Source organism: Pseudoalteromonas sp. NSLLW218 (assembly GCF_015864775.1).
In the GTDB taxonomy this organism is placed as follows: Bacteria; Pseudomonadota; Gammaproteobacteria; order Enterobacterales; family Alteromonadaceae; genus Pseudoalteromonas.
The window spans coordinates 309,171-326,454 of the sequence record NZ_JADYWO010000004.1 but is presented as its reverse complement, the minus strand read 5'-3'; the positions used below and the strand labels follow the sequence as shown (position 1 = coordinate 326,454).

Annotated in this window: 16 protein-coding genes; 10 read left to right on the top strand and 6 right to left on the bottom strand. The window is 40.3% G+C overall.

The window, feature by feature from the left end:
• The 5 genes from ispG to der all read left to right on the top strand — a co-directional run bounded on the left by ispG (nt 1) and on the right by der (nt 5,910).
• A complete protein-coding gene (gene ispG / locus I6E80_RS08275; protein WP_024604283.1) occupies nt 1-1,119 on the top strand; it encodes a flavodoxin-dependent (E)-4-hydroxy-3-methylbut-2-enyl-diphosphate synthase in 1,119 nt (372 codons plus the stop codon).
• A 140-nt stretch (nt 1,120-1,259) separates the two neighbouring features.
• Nucleotides 1,260-2,540 carry a histidine--tRNA ligase gene (gene hisS, locus I6E80_RS08270; protein ID WP_170071597.1) on the top strand — a complete coding sequence of 427 codons (1,281 nt, stop codon included), beginning with the start codon at nt 1,260-1,262 and terminating at the stop codon, nt 2,538-2,540.
• A 19-nt stretch (nt 2,541-2,559) separates the two neighbouring features.
• Nucleotides 2,560-3,180 (top strand): tetratricopeptide repeat protein, encoded by a 621-nt coding sequence (locus I6E80_RS08265; protein ID WP_007583431.1) that lies wholly within the window; start codon nt 2,560-2,562, stop codon nt 3,178-3,180.
• 10 nt (nt 3,181-3,190) lie between these two features.
• A complete protein-coding gene (gene bamB, locus I6E80_RS08260; protein ID WP_170071596.1) occupies nt 3,191-4,369 on the top strand; it encodes an outer membrane protein assembly factor BamB in 1,179 nt (392 codons plus the stop codon).
• A 74-nt stretch (nt 4,370-4,443) separates the two neighbouring features.
• A complete protein-coding gene (der, locus tag I6E80_RS08255; protein ID WP_076924987.1) occupies nt 4,444-5,910 on the top strand; it encodes a ribosome biogenesis GTPase Der in 1,467 nt (488 codons plus the stop codon).
• 58 nt (nt 5,911-5,968) lie between these two features.
• Here der and I6E80_RS08250 read toward each other — a convergent pair whose 3' ends face one another.
• Both I6E80_RS08250 and I6E80_RS08245 read right to left on the bottom strand, forming a co-directional pair.
• Complete coding sequence (locus tag I6E80_RS08250; RefSeq protein WP_182780627.1) at nt 5,969-6,472, bottom strand: zf-TFIIB domain-containing protein; 504 nt, start codon at nt 6,470-6,472, stop codon at nt 5,969-5,971.
• 33 nt (nt 6,473-6,505) lie between these two features.
• On the bottom strand, nt 6,506-7,093 hold the full coding sequence (locus I6E80_RS08245) for a DUF4202 domain-containing protein (protein WP_197185318.1): 588 nt from the start codon (nt 7,091-7,093) through the stop codon (nt 6,506-6,508).
• 227 nt (nt 7,094-7,320) lie between these two features.
• On the opposite strand from I6E80_RS08245, the gene I6E80_RS08240 reads away from it, so the two are divergent.
• The 4 genes from I6E80_RS08240 to I6E80_RS08225 all read left to right on the top strand — a co-directional run bounded on the left by I6E80_RS08240 (nt 7,321) and on the right by I6E80_RS08225 (nt 11,742).
• Nucleotides 7,321-9,048 carry a DUF885 family protein gene (locus I6E80_RS08240; RefSeq protein ID WP_197185317.1) on the top strand — a complete coding sequence of 576 codons (1,728 nt, stop codon included), beginning with the start codon at nt 7,321-7,323 and terminating at the stop codon, nt 9,046-9,048.
• A gap of 49 nt (nt 9,049-9,097) precedes the next feature.
• The gene (locus I6E80_RS08235) at nt 9,098-9,808 is read left to right on the top strand and encodes a winged helix-turn-helix domain-containing protein (RefSeq protein WP_197185316.1); all 711 of its coding nucleotides are present in this window, start codon (nt 9,098-9,100) and stop codon (nt 9,806-9,808) included.
• Nucleotides 9,809-9,962: 154 nt separating this feature from the next.
• Nucleotides 9,963-10,301, top strand: a complete 339-nt coding sequence (locus I6E80_RS08230) for a transcriptional regulator (RefSeq protein WP_197185315.1) — start codon at nt 9,963-9,965, stop codon at nt 10,299-10,301.
• 121 nt (nt 10,302-10,422) lie between these two features.
• A complete protein-coding gene (locus tag I6E80_RS08225) occupies nt 10,423-11,742 on the top strand; it encodes a DASH family cryptochrome (RefSeq protein WP_197185314.1) in 1,320 nt (439 codons plus the stop codon).
• A 29-nt stretch (nt 11,743-11,771) separates the two neighbouring features.
• On the opposite strand, the gene I6E80_RS08220 is transcribed toward I6E80_RS08225, so the two are convergent.
• Entirely contained in the window at nt 11,772-12,854 is a 1,083-nt protein-coding gene (locus I6E80_RS08220; RefSeq protein ID WP_197185313.1) for a YeiH family protein, read from the bottom strand.
• A gap of 122 nt (nt 12,855-12,976) precedes the next feature.
• Between I6E80_RS08220 and I6E80_RS08215 the strand changes: the two genes are divergently transcribed.
• Entirely contained in the window at nt 12,977-13,855 is an 879-nt protein-coding gene (locus I6E80_RS08215) for a LysR family transcriptional regulator (RefSeq protein ID WP_197185312.1), read from the top strand.
• Between the two features lie 81 nt (nt 13,856-13,936).
• Here the strand turns inward: I6E80_RS08215 and I6E80_RS08210 are convergent, their stop codons facing one another.
• The 3 genes from I6E80_RS08210 to I6E80_RS08200 all read right to left on the bottom strand — a co-directional run bounded on the left by I6E80_RS08210 (nt 13,937) and on the right by I6E80_RS08200 (nt 17,209).
• Nucleotides 13,937-14,296, bottom strand: a complete 360-nt coding sequence (locus tag I6E80_RS08210) for a GFA family protein (protein ID WP_170071587.1) — start codon at nt 14,294-14,296, stop codon at nt 13,937-13,939.
• A 392-nt stretch (nt 14,297-14,688) separates the two neighbouring features.
• Nucleotides 14,689-15,147 carry a thioredoxin family protein gene (locus tag I6E80_RS08205; RefSeq protein WP_197185311.1) on the bottom strand — a complete coding sequence of 153 codons (459 nt, stop codon included), beginning with the start codon at nt 15,145-15,147 and terminating at the stop codon, nt 14,689-14,691.
• A gap of 94 nt (nt 15,148-15,241) precedes the next feature.
• Nucleotides 15,242-17,209: a hypothetical protein gene (locus tag I6E80_RS08200; protein ID WP_197185310.1), complete on the bottom strand. Its 1,968-nt coding sequence runs from the start codon at nt 17,207-17,209 to the stop codon at nt 15,242-15,244.
• Nucleotides 17,210-17,284 lie beyond the last annotated feature (75 nt).

The following is a 17,284-nucleotide window of genomic DNA, read 5'->3' as shown; positions in this document are numbered from 1 at the left end:
ATGTTTTCAGAATCTCCAATTAAACGCAGAAAATCCACCCGAATCAATGTAGGTAACGTCCCTATTGGTGACGGCGCCCCTATTGCTGTGCAATCAATGACCAACACCGACACCATGGATGTTGATGCAACTGTTGCACAAATACAGGCAATACAAGATGCCGGTGCCGACATTGTCCGTGTATCAGTACCGACTATGGACGCTGCAGAAGCGTTTAAAAGTATTAAAGAACAAGTGACTATTCCGCTAGTAGCCGATATTCACTTTGATTACCGTATAGCCTTAAAAGTGGCAAAATACGGCGTTGATTGCCTGCGTATAAACCCAGGTAATATAGGTAGCGAAGAGCGTATAAGAGCCGTGGTCGATTCTGCACGCGAGCATAACATTCCTATTCGTATTGGTGTAAATGGCGGTTCCCTAGAGCGCGACTTGCAAGAAAAATACGGCGAACCAACACCAGAAGCCTTATTAGAATCAGCTATGCGCCATGTAGATATATTGCGCCGCCTTGATTTTGACCAATTTAAAATATCGGTAAAAGCATCAGACGTATTTTTAGCGGTAGGTGCGTATCGCTTACTAGCTAAAGAAATAGACCAACCACTGCACTTAGGTATTACCGAAGCGGGCGGCATGCGCTCAGGTTCTGTTAAATCAGCAGTAGGTTTAGGTATGCTACTTGCCGAAGGTATTGGCGATACACTGCGAGTGTCGCTTGCTGCCGATCCTGTTCAAGAAATTAAAGTCGGCTTTGATATTTTAAAATCGCTACGCATTCGGGCTCGCGGTATTAACTTTATTGCTTGCCCTAGCTGCTCACGTCAAGAGTTTGATGTAGTAAGCACCATGAACCAACTTGAAGAGCGTTTAGAGGATATTATTGAACCGGTATCGGTTTCGGTAATTGGCTGTGTTGTTAATGGCCCAGGTGAAGCACTGGTTAGTGATATAGGACTTGCCGGTGCAAATCGTCGTTCTGGCTTATATATTAATGGCGAACGCCAAAAAGCGCGTATCGATAACAACAATATTGTTGAACAACTCGAGGGTTATGTACGCGACTTTATAGAGAAAAAGCAGAGCCAAACACCGATTGACATAAAAATAGTCGAATAAATACCGCATAAAGCGCCAAACAGCGGTGTTTGGCGTTTACCTTTATAATCAGAACGCTATAATAGCGGGTCAATTTTTAGCATTCTTGTTGTGTAAGCATTTTTCATTACACAAAAAAAAACAGCATTTAGGATTTATCAGTGGCAAAACAAATTCAGGCAGTTCGCGGTATGAACGATTGTCTGCCGGGCGATACACAAGTTTGGCAGAAAGTAGAAAACATTTTACGCGAGACAGTAGCATCGTTCGGTTATCAAGAAATTCGTTTTCCTATTGTAGAATCAACCGACTTATTTAAACGCTCTATTGGTGAAGTTACCGATATAGTAGAAAAAGAAATGTACACCTTTGCCGATCGCAATGGCGACTTATTAACACTTCGCCCTGAAGGCACCGCAGTATGCGTACGTGCTGGCAACCAAAATGGCTTACTATATAATCAAGAACAACGGCTTTGGTACATGGGTCCAATGTTTCGTCACGAGCGTCCACAAAAAGGTCGTTACCGTCAGTTTCACCAATTTGGTTTAGAAACATTTGGTATTGCTACAGCAGATATAGACGCAGAAGTTATTTTATTAACAGCGCAACTATGGGAAGCTTTTGGTATTACTGAACACGTTCGTTTGGAGCTAAATTCTTTAGGATCTAACGAAGCGCGTGCAGATTACCGTGATGCGTTAGTAGCCTACCTTGAGCAACACATTGATGTGCTTGATGAAGACTCAAAACGTCGTATGTATTCAAACCCATTACGCGTACTTGATAGCAAAAACCCAGACGTACAAGCAATTTTAACTGATGCACCTAAATTGTCTGAAAACTTAGATGCTGAATCAAAAGAACATTTTGAAAATTTATGTGAACGTTTAGACGCTGCTGGCGTCTCATATACGGTTAATGAAAAGTTAGTACGTGGTTTAGACTACTACAACCGCACTGTATTTGAATGGGTAACCGACAGCTTAGGCGCACAAGGCACGGTATGTGCTGGCGGACGTTACGACGGCTTAGTTGAACAACTTGGTGGTAAAGCAACGCCAGCAGTTGGTTTTGCAATGGGTCTAGAACGCTTAGTGTTATTGCTACAAGCACTTGAGTGTGTAGGTGACATTCGTCGTAATGCTGATGTATATTTAGCAGCTATGGGCGACAAAGCAAGCATTCAAGCTCCTGCAATTGCAGCGCAACTACGTAAAGACGTACCGGGTTTACGCGTTATGGTACATGCGGGCGGCGGCAACTTTAAAAAACAATTAAAACGTGCTGATAAAAGCGATGCACTTGTTGCAGTGATTATTGGTGAAGATGAATTAGAAAAAGGCGTTGTGACCATCAAGTATTTACGCGAGCGTAAAGAACAAGTCACATTAGAATTAGAACAAGCTAAAGCGCTATTAGCTGAGCTTATTAACGGCTAAGCGAACATTAGAGGTAAGAATGGATATTTATTCAACAGAAGAACAACAAGCAGAAGCCATTAAACGCTTTTTCCGTGAAAACGGCATTTCACTTGCGCTAGGTATACTTGTTGGCCTAGGTGGCTTATATGGCTGGAAAGCATATAACCAAAACCAAATTACTACCGCTGAAAAAGCATCAGATTCATATACAGCGCTTGTTGAAAGTGACGATGTATTATCTTCAGCTGATGCGTTTATTAGCGAAAATAAAGACACAAACTATGCAACACTTGCAGCATTCGTTGCTGCAAAAGACGCAGTAGAAGCGAAAAAATTAGACGTAGCAAGCGAAAAGCTAAGCTGGGTTGTGTCTAATACGCCAAATACAGAATTAAAAGCAATTGCGATTACACGTTTAGCACGTGTTCAAATTGCGCAAACTAAATATGACGATGCATTAACGACATTAAATGCACCATTACCTGAAGCGTTCAATGCAAACGTTGCCGAGCTTAAAGGCGACATTTACACTGAGCAAGGTAATAAAGATCAAGCACGTACTGCATACCAAGCAGCAATAGATGCGGGTGGATTAACAAGTAACCCACTATTACAAATTAAGTTAGATGACCTAGCAGTAACTAGCCCAGCGGCATAAGGTTTTAGGCATGAAAAAATTTACAACAGCAGCCCTTGCCCTATGTATGGCAACATTAATGGGTTGTTCATCAAGTGATGATGAAGATGAACTCGTACTTCCTGAAATTGTAAACCAATTTGAAACTGACGTTGTTTGGCAAGAATCTGTAGGTGATGGCGTAGAGCATTATTTTTCTCGTTTAACACCAGCAGTTTACAAAGATACTGTGTATGTTGCTAGCCGCGAAGGCCAAGTAGAAGCGCTTTCGCTTGATAATGGCGATACAAAATGGGAAACCGATGTACGCCAAGATTTATCGTTTTGGCCTTGGGCTGATAACGGTAATGCAAAATTATCAGGTGGTATTTTGCAAGCCTATGGTAAAATTTATATTGGTTCTGAACACGGCTTTATTATTGCCCTAGATCGCGAAACGGGTGAAGAAGTTTGGCGTAAAAACGTACCAGGCGAATCACTGTCTAAACCAACAGCAGGCGATGGCTTAGTATTTGTAAATTTAGGCTCTGGTAAATTGTTAGCCCTTCACCCAGATACAGGCGAAGAGCGTTGGAGCTTTGAACAAGAAGTTCCACCACTAACATTACGCGGACAAAGCTCGCCAACCGTTGCTAACGGTGGTGTATTAGTAGGCCTTGAAACAGGCAAGCTAAGTGTATTAATTTCAGACAGTGGTTACTCAGCATGGAGTGCAGAAATTGCGGTTGCTAAAGGCGCATCAGAATTTGAACGCCTAGTTGACGTAGACACTCAACCACTTATCAGCGGTCCATACGCTTACGCTATAGCTTACAACGGCAACTTAGCTGCTGTAGATATTCGCTCTGGCAATGTTGTATGGAAACGTGAGTACAGCAGCTACCGCGAAATTGCGATGGATGCACAAACAATTTATTTAGTAGATAGCGATGGTGTTATTTACGCATTAGATAAAAATTCAGGTATTGAACGTTGGAGCCAACCCGCTCTACGTGGTTGGTACCTAACAGGCCCTGCAGTTGCAGGTAGCCACTTAGCTTTAGGAGACCAAGAAGGTAACCTACATTGGCTAAATAAAGAAACTGGCGAGCTAGTATCTCGTGAAGACTTTGACAGCTCGGGCTTTTTTGTTGAGCCAGTTGTTGCCGACGATAAGCTAATTTTATACACCCGTGATGGTGAAGTTAGTATGGTAAAAATACCTAACTAACTAGCTAACACTTAAAGGTTTTTTGTAAGGCTTCGCACTGCGAAGCCTTTTGTTGTTTTTTAAAGAGGTAGTTTATGCTTCCCGTGATCGCTCTAGTTGGGCGACCCAATGTGGGCAAGTCCACATTATTTAACCGTTTAACACGTACTCGTGATGCACTCGTAGCCGATTTTCCAGGTTTAACACGAGATAGAAAATATGGCCAAGCTAGTTACGATGGCTATGAATTTATCGTGGTAGACACGGGCGGTATTGATGGCTCAGAAGAAGGCATCGAAATCGAAATGGCAGATCAATCTCTGCTAGCCATTGAAGAAGCCGACATTGTTCTGTTTTTAGTAGATGCTCGTGTAGGTATGACCGTAGCTGACCAAGCCATTGCTAATCACTTGCGCAAACAAGAGAAAAAGTGTTTTGTTGTTGCCAACAAAACCGATGGTATTGACGCAGATTCAAATTGTGCTGAATTTTACCAATTATCATTAGGTGAAATACATCACATTGCAGCTGCACATGGCCGTGGTATTACATTATTACTTGAGCAAACACTTCAGCCGCTTATTGCTGAACTAGCCGCGCAAGATGAAGAAGTAACAGGTGATGACGAAGAACTAATCGACCTTTACGAAGAAGGCGAAGGAGATGATACCGATCATCAAGCATTTGCAGATAAACCTGTAAAGCTTGCTATTATTGGTCGCCCTAACGTTGGTAAGTCAACACTTACAAACCGCATATTGGGTGAAGATCGTGTAATTGTATATGATATGCCAGGTACAACACGCGATTCTATTTACATTCCAATGACGCGTAACGACAAAGAGTATGTGTTAATTGACACCGCAGGTGTTCGTAAACGTAAAAAAGTCAGTGACGTAGTTGAAAAGTTCTCAGTAATTAAAACACTACAAGCAATCGAAGATTGTAACGTGGTTTTACTTGTTGTTGATGCGCGTGATGGTATTTCTGATCAAGATTTAAGCTTACTTGGTTTTGCGCTTAACTCTGGTCGTTCATTGGTTATCGCCGTGAACAAATGGGATGGCCTAGACGACTACGTTAAAGACCGTATTAAAACAGAACTCGATCGCCGTTTAGGTTTTATAGACTTTGCACGCCTACACTTTATATCTGCATTACACGGTACAGGTGTTGGTCATTTATTCGAATCTGTTGACGAAGCTTACGAGTCGGCAACTAAACGTATAAGTACAGCAATGCTGCGCCGAATTATGGACATGGCTCAAGCCGATCACCAACCGCCACTTGTTCGTGGTCGCCGTGTTAAGCTTAAATATGCGCATGCCGGTGGTTATAACCCACCACGTATTGTAATTCACGGTAACCAAGTTCATGATTTACCAGATAGTTATAAACGCTACCTGATGAACTACTACCGTAAAGCGCTTAAAATTATGGGCACCCCAATCAAAATTGAATTTAGAGAAGGTGAAAACCCATTTGCTGGTCGTGTTAATAAAGTAACACTGTCGCAAAAGCGTAAAATACGTGCATTTGCTAAAGAAAACCGTAATAAATAAATTTTAAAAAATTAGTTTATTACAAAAAACGGCGTACTTATTAGTACGCCGTTTTTTATTACTCAAAATTAAGTAATGCCAATTGCACTAGCCGTTCAACTGTGGTGCCTTGAAAATTTGTAGGCGCTTTAGGATAATACTTTGATTTTGGCGGCTTAATAGTTATAAAACCATGATTGGTTGCCATTTCGTGGGCTAACAGCTTACGCTCTCGGGGTGTTAAATGGTTTTCGTGTATTTTTGCCAGCTCGCCACTATCAAGCCATATTCCTGCACAACCTGGGCATTCGTCTATTTCGACGGCCTCTACTGGCGAAAAATACCTGCGCATCATCACAATGTTTTTGCACTTTGGGCAATTAACTCGTAGCGATACATCGTATTCAGTCTCACTATAATTACTCAAATGTTTTAGCAATACTTGGCTATGCTTTAGCTCTGGAGAGCTAAATTTAAATATTTGGCTGTTATCAAAAAACACGCCACCTTGCGCTGAGGTGTAAACAGTGATCCCGCCAACAAGTAAAGGTTCAAGTGGCGTATCGCTACGAGGACAATACATTTAAAATTCCTTTTTATTTTATATTTTTATTATTTATTCAAGTGCTTTGTGAATAAGCCCAACAAGCGGCGCCGGTAGAGTAATATTACCTGTAAGTACAAACTCATGTGCTTCATCAGACATTTTTTGCCATGTACGGCGAATAATACCAATCCACTTTTCTTCATTATAATCTGGCTTTGCATTTGCAAACCCAAGCATGTAATGCTCAATAAATACAAGGCTTGCTACATCTTCTACTAATTGGCTGTCTGGGTTACGTTTAATATCTTTTTTAGCAACCGCATCGTAAACACGGTTTTGCTCAGCCTCACCGTAACCAGCTTGCTGCATAAGCGTAACAACACTACTTGCATGAAATATATAAAGAGCACTGCGCCACTGATGATAGCCCTGCTTATTCATTTCAAAATCGCTACGTGGCGACTTCCAACGCTGAATATGCTGTGCACGCACTGCAATTTGCATTAGCTCATCGGCATCTGGTTTAAAACGAGTTAGCATTTCGCTCATGCGTAAGGCGTATAAACTTTCTTTTGGGAAATTTTCGCCATTGTGCTGCTCAGTATTTGGGTCTTGGTTATTCGCTTCATCAATCAGCGCTATTACTTTATTAAACATGACGACCTTTATTATAATTAGTTTTAATCATTCTAAACGCTGGTAAAACAATAAACTAGTGCCCCACTCACTTCAGCGGTGAAATTTGTTCAATCAAAAAGTAAAACCAATTGATACAGATTATAAAATTAAGCGCATTAATAAAGTTAACTTGGTACTATATTAAGTACAAATTAAAAACAAAAAAGCGCGACAAATAACAATTAACTCGCCAATAACGGATGACTATGTTTAAAAAAAGTATTTTAGCTATTTGTTTAGCTGTTGCACCACTACCAAGCCTAGCCGACAGTAACACTGATTTAAAAACGATTATTGATAACCATTGGCAAAATGCAAAAGCCGAAAAAATATTCTTTCGTACCGATCCAGACGGCTGGAAACCCAGTGGTACATTGCCACATTGGACCGAGCAAGCCATTGCTAAGCGCCAAGCTTACAACAACAGTGTGTTAAAAAACTTAGCTAGTATTGACCCTAAAACGCTCAATAGCGAGCAGCTAATGAACTATCGTTTATTTAAATATGAGCGAGAAACAGAGCAGCAAAGCTACCTTTTTCAAGATAAGTATTTTCAAGTTAACTTTTTAAGTGGCTGGCATACTTACTTTGCCGAAGCACCGGCTAATATGGCGTTTTTAACGCCTGATGATTACAACGCATTTTTAGTAAGCCTTGCCGACTACCCTCGCTTTAATCAAGAAAACATTAACTTGATGAAAGAAGGTATTGAAAAGGGTTACACGCACTACTGCAAAACATTTGAAAATTACAGCCAGAGTATTAACGCTCATATTGTTAAGCAACCTGAAAACAGCGCCTTGTACGAGCCCTTTACACGCATACCAAATACATTTACAGCAGAGCAAAAGGCAACATACCAAAACAAAGCAAAAGCCTTAATTAGCTCAAAAGTAGTTCCGGCTTATCAACACTTTTACGACTTTTTTGAAAACGATTACATGCCTAACTGTAGAGCAGAGCCGGGTATTTCAAGCGTTAAAGGCGGGCTTGAGTATTACAAATATGCAGTTAATTACTACACCACAACCAATGCCACACCAAAGCAAATACACGAGCTTGGCTTAAAAGAAGTGGCACGTATAAAAACACAAATGCAAAACATCATTGATAAAGTAGGCTTTGATGGCTCTTACAGCGATTTTTTAGAATTTTTAGCAACCGACGAGCAATTTTACGCAACAGACGCGCAAGACTTGCTTGAAAAAACAGCCTTTATTACGCAAAAAATGTATGGCAAGTTACCAACCTATTTTAATCATTTACCACGTAATACCTTTACTATAAAAGGCTCAGCGAGTCGCGGCGCGTTTTATATGCCACCTGCTGATAACCGCTCCCCTGGCACTTACTTTTTAGCCTCAACACCTAAATTGCAACCTTTGTATAATTTAGAAGCGCTAAGCCTGCACGAGGCAATACCAGGGCACCATTTACAAAACGCTATTGCAATGGAGTTAGATGTACCCGAATTTAGACGCACACTTAGCCACTCAGCATTTGGCGAAGGCTGGGCACTTTACACCGAACGTTTAGGTAAAGAAGCCGGCTTTTATCAAGACCCATACAGCGACTTTGGTCGTTTAGGTTACGAAATGTGGCGTGCCGTGAGACTCGTTGTTGATACCGGTATTCATGCATTTGGCTGGAGCCGCCAAAAGGCAATTGACTACTTGGCAGATCACACTGCTTTGCCACAAAGCGCGGTCGAGGATCAAATAGATCGTTATATTTCATGGCCAGGCCAAGCGCTCTCTTACAAAATGGGCGAAATAAAAATACGCGAACTGCGTGCAAAAGCCGAAAAAGAGCTAGGCCCACAATTTGACATACGCAGCTTTCACGACACCGTTATTGGCCAAGGTTCGCTCCCTATGGCTGTACTTGAAGACGTTATAAACGATTGGATAGCAAAACAAAAATCGGCTATTTAAAATTAATGAGGGCGGTATTATTTGCCGCCTTTTTCTAAACGGACTTTTAATGAAACACCTACTTATTTTTATATCACTCATTTTATTTAGCAGCCAAGTTAATGCGTTTTGTTTAGATGCATCAAACTACATAGAGGGAGTAAAATATGGCGTTTGTGGGGAGCAAACTGATTCAATTTCCCTTACGCCTTATTTTATTATATGGATGCTTTTAAATGTGTTATTTGGGCAAATGCTTAATAAGCCAAATATACACGTGGGATTTAAATATTTACTTTTCCTATGTGCGTTCCCACTGAGCCCGTTAGTACTATTAATGAATTTAACTGGAATGGTGGTATTTCGGGTTTATCAAAAATATGCAACTACTTCTTCAGCCAAAACAGCTCAGCCTAACCCTGATGACGCAAAAGCTGTTATTGAAAAACCGAGTATTAATCAACTAATAATTGGTGAGTACACTTTTGACAGCATGCAGCAGTCTTTAATTAAAGAAGATAACCTCTACACATTAGAGCCCAAATGCATGCAGGTACTTAGCTATTTAATAGAACAACAACCAAGAATAGTTAGCCTTGAAGAGTTACACAATAATGTATGGGAGAATCAAATTGTAACCGACACCGCAGTAAGGCGAGTTATTAGCAAACTACGTGTAGCCCTTAACGATAACGACACAAAAAACCCCACATATATAAAATCTGTAATGAAGCGAGGTTATCAGCTTATAGCTGAAGTAAAAACACAACCCATTGAATAATATTGATTTATTAAAGTTATAACCGAGGTGATATCGTGGTTATAACTTTATAATACCTAGTTAACGGCTTTGTTATCGTTATTTTTTGCCAAACGTTTTAATTTGTTTAGGCGCTTTAGAGCGACCCATAAAATTAAATAACTAAGGAAAAAATATGAAACATTTACTGCCGCTAACACTATTATTAATTACAACATTAGTTACCATCAGCCTAATTGGCAACGCGCAATGTATAGAAATAGGTAACGCATCTATTGCCAGTTTTTCATTTGGCATATGTGATTTATCAAGCGCTAAAACAACGCTTTCACCGTTAGTTACCATTTTTTGGCTAGCAATGAATATACTTTTTGCGGTAATACTGCCTAAACCATCTATTGCTAAAAAGTACAAAGTCGCTTTGTTTATTTGTAGTTTACCGCTTAGCGTATTTGTGTATTTAATTGCTTATGTATCTACTAACCTAACTAACAAAACCAAAACCGTTAAATAAAACTTAAGCAGGTGAGTAAGTAATACTTGCTCACCTGCTTCATTACTAAAACTTGCAGCTAACTAATCCCTACCCGCTTTTGCTTCGTAAACTTAATGATTACAAAAACCTGAGCAAACCTATGAGCAAACGTATTTTATATTGGCTACAAAACGATTTACGAATAGACGACAACCCTATTTTAAGCGAACTTGCTACTGAGCAATGTGCGCTCGATATTGTATTTGTAATAAACCCACACTGGTTTAAAAATAATAACTACCAACAAAAGCCATATGGCGTGCACAAACAACAGTTTTTAATGCAAAGCTTATTTGAGCTGCAACAAGCGCTTATTGAACGCGGGCAAACACTGCACGTACTTGAGGGTGAACCTGTTAGTGTTTTAAAGCAGCGTATAGCTGAGCAACATATTGACGAAGTAGTGTGCAGTGAACATGTTGGAACCTATGAGCAGCGCCAACTTGCGCGACTAAAAGCACATTGCCCACATGTCATATTTAAAACAACTCAACAAGACACTCTATTTCAACAAAGTGATCTCCCTTTTGATTTAAACGAGCTGCCTAAAAGCTTTACCCCATTTAGAAAAAAAGTAGAGGCGGTAAACATACCTATAACAACCTCAACTCTGCCTAAAGGTTTACTCCCTCAACCTATAACATTATGTGCGGCCAAACCAATTGAGCTTAGTGAATATACTGATGACAACAACGCGATAATGCCCGGCGGATTTAAAAGTGCGCAAGCTCATTTAACGCAATACTTTTCAGGCTTGCTACCAAGTACCTATAAAACAACTCGAAACGAACTTGATGGCTTTAATAACACCACAAAATTTAGTACCTGGCTTGCCTTTGGTTGTGTAAGTGCGAGGCAAGTTTATAAAGCTGTTGAACAGTACGAACATAACCAAATAACAAACGAGTCTACCTACTGGATTAAATTTGAATTGCTATGGCGAGAGTATTTTAAATGGCATGCACTCAAAGCAGGCAACAGCCTATTTAGTTTTAAAGGTCAAAAGCAAACAAAACCCCTTACTACGTTTATACCAAACCGCTTTGCTGCTTGGTGTAATGGCTCAACACCCTATCCATTAGTCAATGCCATTATGAATGAGCTTAATACGACCGGTTATATATCAAATAGATCAAGGCAAATTGCCGCAAGCTGCTTAGTTAACGAGCTTGGCCTTGATTGGCGCTATGGCGCGGCTTATTTTGAACAACAATTGATTGATTACGATGTAGCCGCTAATTGGGGTAATTGGCAATATATAGCGGGTGTAGGGGTCGACCCGCGTGGTGGTAGGCACTTTAATATTGAAAAACAAACCGCGCAGTTTGATCCGCACGCTGTTTACACTAATAAATGGCAAGGCAATGAAAATACCAGCACACAGCTGGATACTTTAAACGAAGTTGATTGGCCAATTTAAGCCGCCAATCAACTTTTACCAAATAACGTTTAAAACAGCTCAGCAATGCATATATTAATAGCGTAACCACCCAATGTTAAAAACAAAAATAAACACAGCGCCAGTAGCAGCGGTTTAATACCGGCTTGGCGAATTGCCCCAACATGTGTGCGTAAACCCAAAGCCACCATAGCAATAGTGAGTAATATATTATCAAAGCATACAATAGCGCTTGTAACCACTTGAGGAATAATAGAGAGTGAATGCACACCACTTGCCACAATAAATAACACTGCAAACCAAGGGATGGTAATACCCGTTTTTTGCTCGCCGCCATGCACGTTATTGTTTGTTTTTGCATGCTTTTTACTTTGCCAAAACGATAAACCCACTAAAAATGGCGCAAGCATCATTACGCGTAGCATTTTTTCTATAACGGCGGTGTCGGCTGCATTGGCGCTTACAGCTGTACCCGCTGCAACCACTTGTGCTACTTCATGAATGGTTGAGCCAACAAAAATACCGTACGCATGCTCACTCAGCCCCATGTAATCAAACATAATTGGGTAGGCAAACATGCTTAGCGTGCCAAACACCACCACCGTTGCCACCGCTACCGATACTTTATGTGCCTGAGCTTTTATTACAGGCTCGGTTGCCATTACAGCTGCTGCGCCACAAATAGAGCTACCTGCGCCAATTAATATTACTGTTTGCTCATCAAGCTTAAATACACGTTTGCCAAGTTGAATTGCTAATATAAACGTACCGCTGAGCATAACAATATCGGTTAGTAACCCACTCCAACCAACGCCAGCCACCTGTGCAAAGGTAATTCTAAAACCAAATAAAATAATACCCGCTTTGAGTAAAATACTTTTAGCGTAATCAACACCTACATCGGTACGCGTAGCTATACGCGAAAACACACTGTTGCCCACAATAATACCAACCACAATACCAATAGTAAGTGAGCTAAATTGCGCAGTTTGCATTATTGGTAATTTACTCAACGCAATAGCAATACCCGCAAGTACAATAACCAGTAACATGCCAATCCACCAGCGCGTATCGCCGTATTGCTTAGTATTAATACCCAAAGGCTGAAACCCATTTTTAATAGCGCTAAGCATAATATTCCTTCAATTGAACAACGTTAAACTGTTGACTTCATTTTAAGAGAGCGCAAAATATAACTCCAATATATTAAAATCATGATTCGATAACTTAAGGTTATGCAATTTAAGGTTGTTCAATGAATTTACATGCACTTAGGGTGTTTTATACAGTGGCTAAATTAGGCAGTTTTTCAGCAGCAGCTGAGGCGCTTTTTATAAGCCAGCCCGCTGTTTCTAAGGCGCTAAAAGAACTTGAGCATCAGTTAAACATTCAACTTATTGAACGTGCATCTAAGGGTAAAAAGCTCACCTTAAGCGAGGGTGGCCAAGCCTTATATGATCATGCACGTAGCATTTTTGCCATAGAAAAAGCCGCCATTGAAGATATTAAATCGCGCACTGGGCTAAAACGCGGCACGCTCGTTATAGGTACCAGCACCACCATTGCCAGCTATTGGCTACCGCCCTACTTAGCTAAATTTTGCGCGCAGTACCCTGATATAAAAGTAGAAGTACAAGTGGCTAATACAGCGCAAATTGAGCACGCCATACTTGAATGCACTATCGATTTAGCACTGGTTGAAGGCACACCTACCGAGCCGCATATAATAAGTAAGCACTGGCAAAACGATTTAATGAGTGTTGTTATACCCAGTAACTTTAAGCCCACGAAAGACTTAAAAGCATGGTTAAACAAACAGTTTTGGCTACTGCGCGAGCCAGGCTCTGGCACTTTAGAAATGTCGGTTAAGTTATTAGCAGAGCATGGCGTACAAGCAGAGCAAAGTATGCAATTGGGCAGCAACGAGGCAATAGCAAGGGCTGTTGCTCAAGGTATGGGGGTCGCTTTATTGCCAAATGTAGTCACTGAAGATTTAGTGCAGCTAGGTAAATTAACGCGCCTGAGCCAAAAAAATAACGAGCAACTCTCTCGGCCGCTATACCAACTGCATTATAAAGACAGACCGTCTTCGCATGCTGCGCAAGCATTCGAAAAAAGCTTGTTTAGTGAATAATGTTTATATTAATAAGTGTATACGCGATTTGTAAGTCGCGTATATGCGATTATTGGTAAGCTTAGCCTCTTGTTGAGTGCTTTATTGCTCGATATATTTAAATGTATTCGCACCATCAAAATATCTGATATTTACTGCTTTAATAATATCTGAGTTTACCATTCTGGCATTTATTGCAACTCTATTTGTACCATTATCTCGTTTTTGAGTGTAATGAGTGGTGCAACCACAAAACGAGCACGAGTGATACGAACGTAGTTTATTACCCCATAGATATATAGCATTATTTGATTCTTGTTTTATTACTACTTGATTCGCTGTGTAATATACCCACAAAGCTGCAATACGATAACATATGGAACAATTACAACTGGTTACTGATTTCGGTAATTTTTTTGTGGTTATTGCTATATTTCCACAATGGCAAGTTGCTTCGATCATGTAGCCTCCTTGGACAGTTAACACTTTAGTATTTACACACCACGCAGTTTATGTTGCATAATCGCTTATTGAACTAACAAAACTAGACCGCCACTAGGCAGGTTTAACTGGAGATCATCCTAATATTGTTCAGCCTCTATCTAGGGTCTTATAGGACTCCCCGTAAATGTCAAAAAGAAAAAGTTAAAATAAATTTAGATGCTAGCTTATATACGGGCTCAAATTATTTAAACAGGACAGCCACTCTAATTGAACAGAAAAAAATCTCCTAGATTCTAATTGGAAGTGCACCACCCACACATTAATTTATTAATAAACTATTTATTGCAACTCACCATCTAACTTATAAACAGATTAGCTAAACCGACAAGCTCTAATATAAATAGCTCTATTTATAAGTCCTGAGTTAAATCTTGCGCTAACGTACCCGTTGGTTTTTCAATTACGCGTACTAACTCTTTACCATTATCTTTTACTATAAACGTAGGGGTGTATTGCAAGTCGTTAGCCTGTGCAATACCTGCATCGTCTTGCTTGTTGTAACCTACGGCCACATATTCAATGCTTGCAAGTTGTACTTTAGATTCATCTAGTAACTTAATTAAACGCGGCACTTCGCGCTCACTGTCGTGGCACCATGTGCCAAATAATACAATTAGCTCCTTGCCTTCTAGCTTTTGCATTAGGGCTATATCTTGCTCGGTTGGTGTAAACGCTTTGTATTGCTCGTTAAATTTGTCGTAGTCGCTTAGCAGTACATCAGTGGTAATTCCGCCCGAAAATGGTGCTTCAGCAGCACAGCTTAATAACGGCATGCTTAAAGCACACAATAAAATTAATTGTTTAAACATAAGGTTGCTCTTAATTAGATATTAAATTAGGTATTAAATAAAGCATTTAACGACTATACCCAATATTGAGTGTGGAGTGAACAACTCAAGACCGTTACTTTTTATCCATAAAAAAGTTAACTTGCGATAAGTTAGTTAAATATTCTCTCCTTACGTCTTTATTCTCGGCTAACTTATCTAAGTCACCAATTAAGGTAACAAGCTTGGTGTGTGAGTGACGGTTTGTTTCTATAAAATCATCTTGCTTGTCATCACTCTCATCGCGCTCTTTTTTATGCATTGAGTAGCTGTTTTCGTTTTCTTCAAGCCAAATATCGTCAATTAAGCGAATGTCGCTTTTACTAACTGTTTGCTCTTGCATCGCCATTTGCAGCTCATATTGGTTAGTTTGCGGGTTAAACGCATACATTTTTGTATCAACATCAACCTCGTGAGACTGATCGAGCCCCACAAGCTCTTTATTTTTAACCGCAGACCCTACGTTATAACTCTCTTCTTTGTTGTAGTAATCAGGGCGACTGTATTGATAATCAAAATGGCTACTTACATTTTTACTTTGCGTTACACCGCTAAGATCCCCTAATTGGGTTTGATCAGTCGCTTGGCTTAGCTCAATGGTACTTTTAGGCTGATAGTCGCCGTTATCCAGCGCATAAGAAAATGTAGCATCAAAATCAGCGAGCTTAGAAATCCCCGCTCCTAATGTATTCGGCGCTTTATTACCTAGCCCTTGATAACGGCTATCGTTTGCGACCATGTTATCAACTAAATCGGCTACCATAGCGCGCCCGTCATTAAAGTGCTGATCTGCAAGCGACTCCAAATTGCTATAACGCTCAGCCGCCGACGACATACTCGCAAAAGCGCCTTTAAATAATGCAAAGCCCTGCAGCATTGCTTCGTCGCCTTTTCGCCCAAATGCCGACTCTTTATCGTCTTTGGTACTGTTTACTCGGCTATCTTCTAAGCTTTGATCGAGCGACGCTAAATACTGCTGCATTTGCTGCGTGTCTTTAGCGCCAATGGTTGACATATCGAGTGCAAAATCAATATCGTTTTGCCCACCTGCGGCTTTAAACACAAGTGCTTGCTGGTTTGATGCTTCATCAATGGAGTAACTTAAATCAAGCGTGTTCTCTTTCGAATCAAGATCTTTATTTTGCGTTGTTGAAAACGACACATCAAAGCCTGTTAGCTGCTCTCTATTAAACCCTGCTAAAAAATCTAAACTCATGTCTGTTTGGTTTGGCACTATAAGAGGATTAAATGAGTTTTCACTCACTTTAAAAAATTCATCGGCCATTTCGCCAACACCACTGAGCACCTGCGTAAGTGCTTTATGCTCAGCCTCAGATAAATCGCCATTTACTTCGTAACTTAAACTAAAGCCATCAACGGCTTCGCCTGTGTTTTCATCGTACCCTTGCGATGAGTTAAAGGTAATGTTTATAACATCACCTTCTTTAGTTTTTACCGAGAGCTCAAACAGGTAGTTATCGTCATCCTCGTATTTTGCGCGATTGAGGCTTTCCATGTAGGGATTAAGTGAGCGCTCAACACGTTGCTGACTTGAGGCTAAAAACGTTTCTTGCTCATGCCCAAGCTGACCTAAACTCGATAAAATATCGCTGGTATTTGCATAAGCACCCTGAATATTTTTAACCGACGTATTTAATCGCTCAATTAATTGGGTACTGTTTTCGTTTTTTAATAACCCCTCATGCTGAGAGCTTATTACGGTGCGCAGGGCGAGTTCTTCATCGGAGAGTTTATAGTTAAGCGTGCTAGGCGTACTTGAAATAGTAAATAGCGAGGTAAGTTGCTGTTGTAAAATATCCCCTACTTTTTGATTGCTAACTAGTGCTTCGTCAATAGCTTCGTTATTTAGCTGGCTTAATAATTCATCGGATATTTTGGGGGCGTTAGTTTGTAAATCATTAATAGCTTGAAGGTCGCTACCGGTTAGCAGCGAAGGACTCACAGAGGTTTGGTTAGCGCTATTAACTGATTGGGCAAGTAAAGTGCTTAAATTAGACTGGCTGCCAAGTGCATTATTAACCATGATTATCCTTAATCTCTAAACCCTATTAAGTAATGTATCGGGCGCTTAGTTAAAAGCTTTAGCTTAAGGAGATAT

Excerpts from the sequence above, each read along its gene's own strand:
- I6E80_RS08200 (WP_197185310.1), bottom strand. The coding sequence starts at position 17,209 with ATGGTTAATAATGCACTTGGCAGCCAGTCTAATTTAAGCACTTTACTT.
- I6E80_RS08220 (WP_197185313.1), bottom strand. The coding sequence starts at position 12,854 with ATGCTTAGCGCTATTAAAAATGGGTTTCAGCCTTTGGGTATTAATACT.
- ispG (WP_024604283.1), top strand. The coding sequence starts at position 1 with ATGTTTTCAGAATCTCCAATTAAACGCAGAAAATCCACCCGAATCAAT.
- I6E80_RS08265 (WP_007583431.1), top strand. The coding sequence starts at position 2,560 with ATGGATATTTATTCAACAGAAGAACAACAAGCAGAAGCCATTAAACGC.
- I6E80_RS08215 (WP_197185312.1), top strand. The coding sequence starts at position 12,977 with ATGAATTTACATGCACTTAGGGTGTTTTATACAGTGGCTAAATTAGGC.
- I6E80_RS08210 (WP_170071587.1), bottom strand. The coding sequence starts at position 14,296 with ATGATCGAAGCAACTTGCCATTGTGGAAATATAGCAATAACCACAAAA.
- bamB (WP_170071596.1), top strand. The coding sequence starts at position 3,191 with ATGAAAAAATTTACAACAGCAGCCCTTGCCCTATGTATGGCAACATTA.
- I6E80_RS08230 (WP_197185315.1), top strand. The coding sequence starts at position 9,963 with ATGAAACATTTACTGCCGCTAACACTATTATTAATTACAACATTAGTT.
- der (WP_076924987.1), top strand. The coding sequence starts at position 4,444 with ATGCTTCCCGTGATCGCTCTAGTTGGGCGACCCAATGTGGGCAAGTCC.
- I6E80_RS08240 (WP_197185317.1), top strand. The coding sequence starts at position 7,321 with ATGTTTAAAAAAAGTATTTTAGCTATTTGTTTAGCTGTTGCACCACTA.
- I6E80_RS08235 (WP_197185316.1), top strand. The coding sequence starts at position 9,098 with ATGAAACACCTACTTATTTTTATATCACTCATTTTATTTAGCAGCCAA.
- I6E80_RS08250 (WP_182780627.1), bottom strand. The coding sequence starts at position 6,472 with ATGTATTGTCCTCGTAGCGATACGCCACTTGAACCTTTACTTGTTGGC.
- I6E80_RS08245 (WP_197185318.1), bottom strand. The coding sequence starts at position 7,093 with ATGTTTAATAAAGTAATAGCGCTGATTGATGAAGCGAATAACCAAGAC.
- I6E80_RS08225 (WP_197185314.1), top strand. The coding sequence starts at position 10,423 with ATGAGCAAACGTATTTTATATTGGCTACAAAACGATTTACGAATAGAC.
- I6E80_RS08205 (WP_197185311.1), bottom strand. The coding sequence starts at position 15,147 with ATGTTTAAACAATTAATTTTATTGTGTGCTTTAAGCATGCCGTTATTA.